General features: G+C 33.1%; 5 protein-coding genes. All 5 read left to right on the forward strand.

Annotation, left to right across the window (positions count from 1 at the left end; translation table 11 throughout):
* Window positions 1–155 precede the first annotated feature (155 nt).
* Window positions 156–935 carry an SDR family NAD(P)-dependent oxidoreductase gene (locus ACILQF_RS11075; RefSeq protein WP_395627470.1) on the forward strand — a complete coding sequence of 260 codons (780 nt, stop codon included), beginning with the start codon at window positions 156–158 and terminating at the stop codon, window positions 933–935.
* A 204-nt stretch (window positions 936–1,139) separates the two neighbouring features.
* Complete coding sequence (locus ACILQF_RS11080; protein WP_395627471.1) at window positions 1,140–1,592, forward strand: GNAT family N-acetyltransferase; 453 nt, start codon at window positions 1,140–1,142, stop codon at window positions 1,590–1,592.
* A 431-nt stretch (window positions 1,593–2,023) separates the two neighbouring features.
* Complete coding sequence (locus ACILQF_RS11085) at window positions 2,024–2,560, forward strand: CIA30 family protein (RefSeq protein WP_395627472.1); 537 nt, start codon at window positions 2,024–2,026, stop codon at window positions 2,558–2,560.
* 220 nt (window positions 2,561–2,780) lie between these two features.
* Window positions 2,781–3,371: a hypothetical protein gene (locus tag ACILQF_RS11090; protein WP_395627473.1), complete on the forward strand. Its 591-nt coding sequence runs from the start codon at window positions 2,781–2,783 to the stop codon at window positions 3,369–3,371.
* Between the two features lie 310 nt (window positions 3,372–3,681).
* The coding region (locus tag ACILQF_RS11095) for an acetolactate decarboxylase (protein WP_395627474.1) at window positions 3,682–4,242 on the forward strand (561 nt) is incomplete at its 3' end.

The raw sequence follows: 4,242 nt of genomic DNA on the forward strand, positions 1-4,242 counted from the left end.
TGTTCATTTTATAACTATAAAATTTGGTAAAGTAGTTAAGTTTGATGTCCATGAAGACACTAAAACAGTATCTCATGGCTTAGATGTACAATTCGAATCAGGTATAAAGGAAGCTAAAGCTCCGAAAATTGAAAGCTAAATTAATAAATTTCAAGATGAAGACTACAGCATTGATAACAGGGGCATCTAACGGTATTGGATTAGAACTGGCTAAAATTCATGCCTCAAAAGGAGGCGATTTAGTTTTGGTAGCGCGAAGCAAATCTAAATTAGATGAACTTAAATCGGAATTGGAAAAACAATTTGGTGTTTCTGTTTATACGATTGGTAAAGACCTTTCAGCCATTAACTCTGCCCAAGAAGTGTATGACGAAATAATTAAGCAAAACATTCAAATTGACTACTTAATTAACAACGCAGGTTTTGGCGACTTTGGAATGTTTGCAGAAAGAGATTGGAACAAAGAGTTAGAAATGATAAACCTGAACATTACAACTTTGACACAATTTACCAAACTGTATTTACAAGATATGGTAAAACGCAAAAGTGGAAAAATAATGAATGTTGCTTCAACGGCTGCTTTCCAATCTGGCCCAACAATGGCGGTTTATTGTGCAACAAAAGCTTATGTATTAAGTTTTACAGAAGCGCTTAGTAATGAAGTGAGTAATCAAGGAATTACGATAACTGCTCTTTGTCCGGGTGCTACCGAAACTGGTTTCCAAGCTGCCGGAGGAATGGATGAGAGTAAGCTTTTCAAAGAAAAAAAATTGCCAACAGCTAAACAAGTTGCAGATTATGGTTATAATTCCATGATAAAAGGAAAGACGGTTGCAATACACGGAATTATGAATTATATAATGTCTAACTCTATTAGATTTATACCAAGAGCTTTGGTTTTAATGGTTTCACGAAAAATGTTAGACAAAGTTTAATATTAATTTGATGAAATAAGGAGAAGAACGAACGCATAACATCGGTTTGGTAATATGGCCACTGAAGTGCTTCTATGATACATTTACAAGGTTCAATAGATTAATTCTATTGAACCTTTGTGCTAAAAATCACCGCCTGCGCCAAACCGCAAACCATTACGTAATAATTTTGGAGAGACCCATAAATAAAAGAATAACGTAGAAATGTATAACCTTAAAAGAACAAATTCAGACGATTTAGATTTCCAAAAATTAGTTGTTGAGCTTGACAAAGATTTGGCAATAAGAGATGGCGAAGAACATTTGTTTTTTGCACAATTCAATAAAATTTCTGAAATTAAATATGTAGTAGTCATATATGAAAATGAAATAGCTGTTGGTTGTGGCGCAATCAAAGAATATGACCAAAATGTAATGGAAATAAAGCGAATTTTTGTACCCCTTGAAAAAAGGGGCAAAGGAATTGCTTCTATTGTATTGAAGGAATTGGAAAATTGGACAAAGGAATTAAATTATAAAAAATGTATTTTAGAAACAGGGTTTAACCAACCAGAAGCAATACGTTTATACAAGAAAAATGATTTTATCATTATCAAGAACTATGGACAATATGCAGAAGTTGAAAATAGTATCTGTTTTGAAAAAGTAATCAGATAAAAATATATTAAATTGAAGTCTCGAGCATAAAATTTGGTGCATAAAACAATTAACGTTTGACTTCAACAACAGAATGATCAAAATATTTGAGAAAATATCTAAAACGATAATTTTGAAAAGGAGAGCTTAATGCAGTGCAGGGAATGATAAAGAAAGAATTTAACGGAAAAAATACAGCTAGCAAGGATTATGCATAATGGTGGGTTCAGTTATTCCACAACAGTTTTTGAAGGGTTCACGTTCAGCTCTCCGCATCAACATTTATGCTAAAAATGCCGCCCATCGCAATTCTGCAAACCCTTAGTGGTAGCCTAAAAAAAAATTAGTGAAAATTGGCGATGAATATAATGATATCGGAACATTGATAAAACAAACATAACTCCATAAATTGTGTCATAGAAAGCATTTAATGGTTTAAATAAATATGAAATATGAAATACCTTCTGGTTTTACTAAGCCTCAGCTTATTCGCTCAAACAAACATGAAAGAGATTTATAGATTTACAACTCAAACAAAAGTTAATGAATGGCGTATTGTTAACGATGGCGTGATGGGTGGTATATCAAAAAGCTCTTTGCTGCTTAGCGATTCCGGACATGGGCAATTTGCGGGTCAGGTTTCATTGGCAAACAATGGAGGATTTGCCTCAATACAATTGAATAAAACAATTAAACTAAGGGATGAAAATAAGTTTATTGTTTTGCGTGTAAAAGGAGATGGTAAGGCCTATGAATTTCGTTTAAAAGGCGAAATTTCGCAGTCTGAGTCTTACGTGCACCAATTTACTACTTCCGGAGAATGGGAAAATATCAAGTTACCATTAAGTGAATTTTACCCTCAATTTTTTGGGCGTAAATTAAACAGACCTAATTTCAATTTTAAAAGCATTGAACAATTGAGCTTTTTGATCGCCAACAAACAAGAAGAAGATTTCAAACTACTTATTGATTGGATAGCTTTGGAGTAAATTTTAAAAATTGATAGCCTCTACTCTTCAACAAGAGTAAAACATTCGGATGATCAGGAGGCCTATACGATAGCAAGCATTTGGAAGAAAAACACATTCAGTGTTTAATTAACTCTCCTGGCTCCTATCAAATTTTGTGATGGCTTTACCCTTTGGTGCTTCCAGAGTTGCTTCTTCGCCAAGCGTCAAGATGTTAATAAAATATTAAAAACAAAACATCATGAAAAACATCATGCTTTCAAAAAAGCTCGCGATAATTTCTATCGTTATAGTTACATTTATTTTTTTAGCCGTAATTTCACCATTAAAAGGTTTGAGCATTTTAACTTTTCCATTAATAATGCTAGGAATTGTAATTTGGATCACAAGTTTGATACTACTAATCTCAGAGCTATTTAACAGACAAAGAGAGAATGGTCAAAAAAAGACAATAGTGATAACATTAATTTTAATAGTCGGTTTTATTCCCCTTGGACTTATCTACACGAAAATAAGCGGATATGCTAGAACAAAAATCACAGTAAATGTTATTAATCAATCTGACTTTATCCCAAATAATATTTTAATATATGGCGAAGGAAGTATTTTTGAAAACTCAGACACCCTTAAAGTAAATAACTTAAATAAAGGTGGGTCCATAGAATATATAATTCGCCCAAGTACTAAACCTCATAGAAATGGTTATATCAGAATTGAGTTTGATATTGATAATAAACATATCTCGAAAAATATTGCCGGTGAATTCTCGATAAACCCATATAACATTCAACAATACTGGGAAGTAGCCGTAGACAATGAATTCGTTAAATAAATAATCAACTAACACTGGCTAATTGCCTTAGTGGGCGGAAAGTGCTATTAAGCTTCAAATTTTAGCAGTAGAAATTTAATTGGCAAGCTTTATGAAATTTTGCACCTATACTAAAATTTATCGGGTAAGAATTGTTGAAACAAATGTGCCACCAACGCAAAAACTGGTACATTTATCAGCAATCGCAAAAAACCACATGGCAATACACAAAGCCAGATGAGTGAATAAAAAAGATAATAATTATACCTTTACGTTTCGTAATGAATGAAAAAGATATTCACTAGGAAATAGTCTCATTTAAACAATAGGAATGCAATTAAAAGCAATTTTTAGTCTTTTTAGTATTTTCATGTTCACATACTCTGCCTCCGCGCAACAAAGTAGCAATGCCGTAAAAATTATTGGTGAGATGAGAAATGTGATGTGGAAAGGACAACTATCGGGAAACATAAACCTGGATACGATTTCTGAAAAAAGGAATTTATACGGATTCGGGCCTCTTGAGTATTTAGCTGGAGAAATCTTAATTATCGACGGCAAATCATATCAATCACGCGTTATTTCAGAAACAAAAATGGAGGTTAAAGAGACCTTCGCCATCAAAGCTCCATTTTTTGCTTCGGCAAATATCAATAAATGGACGGAAAAGTCATTGCCGAATACAATCATAACCTTACAACAACTGGAAGCTTATCTCAATAAAACAACGAAATTATCTCCCAGGCCCTTCATGTTCAAACTTTCGGGCATCGTTAATCAAGCAACAATTCACATCGTAAATTTACCAAAAGGCTCAAAGGTGAGTTCGCCAGATGATGCACATCAAGGACAAACGAATTATGAAATAAAAAATGAAAGTGCAGATATAATC

Source organism: Daejeonella sp., assembly GCF_044232565.1.
GTDB lineage: Bacteria > Bacteroidota > Bacteroidia > Sphingobacteriales > Sphingobacteriaceae > Daejeonella.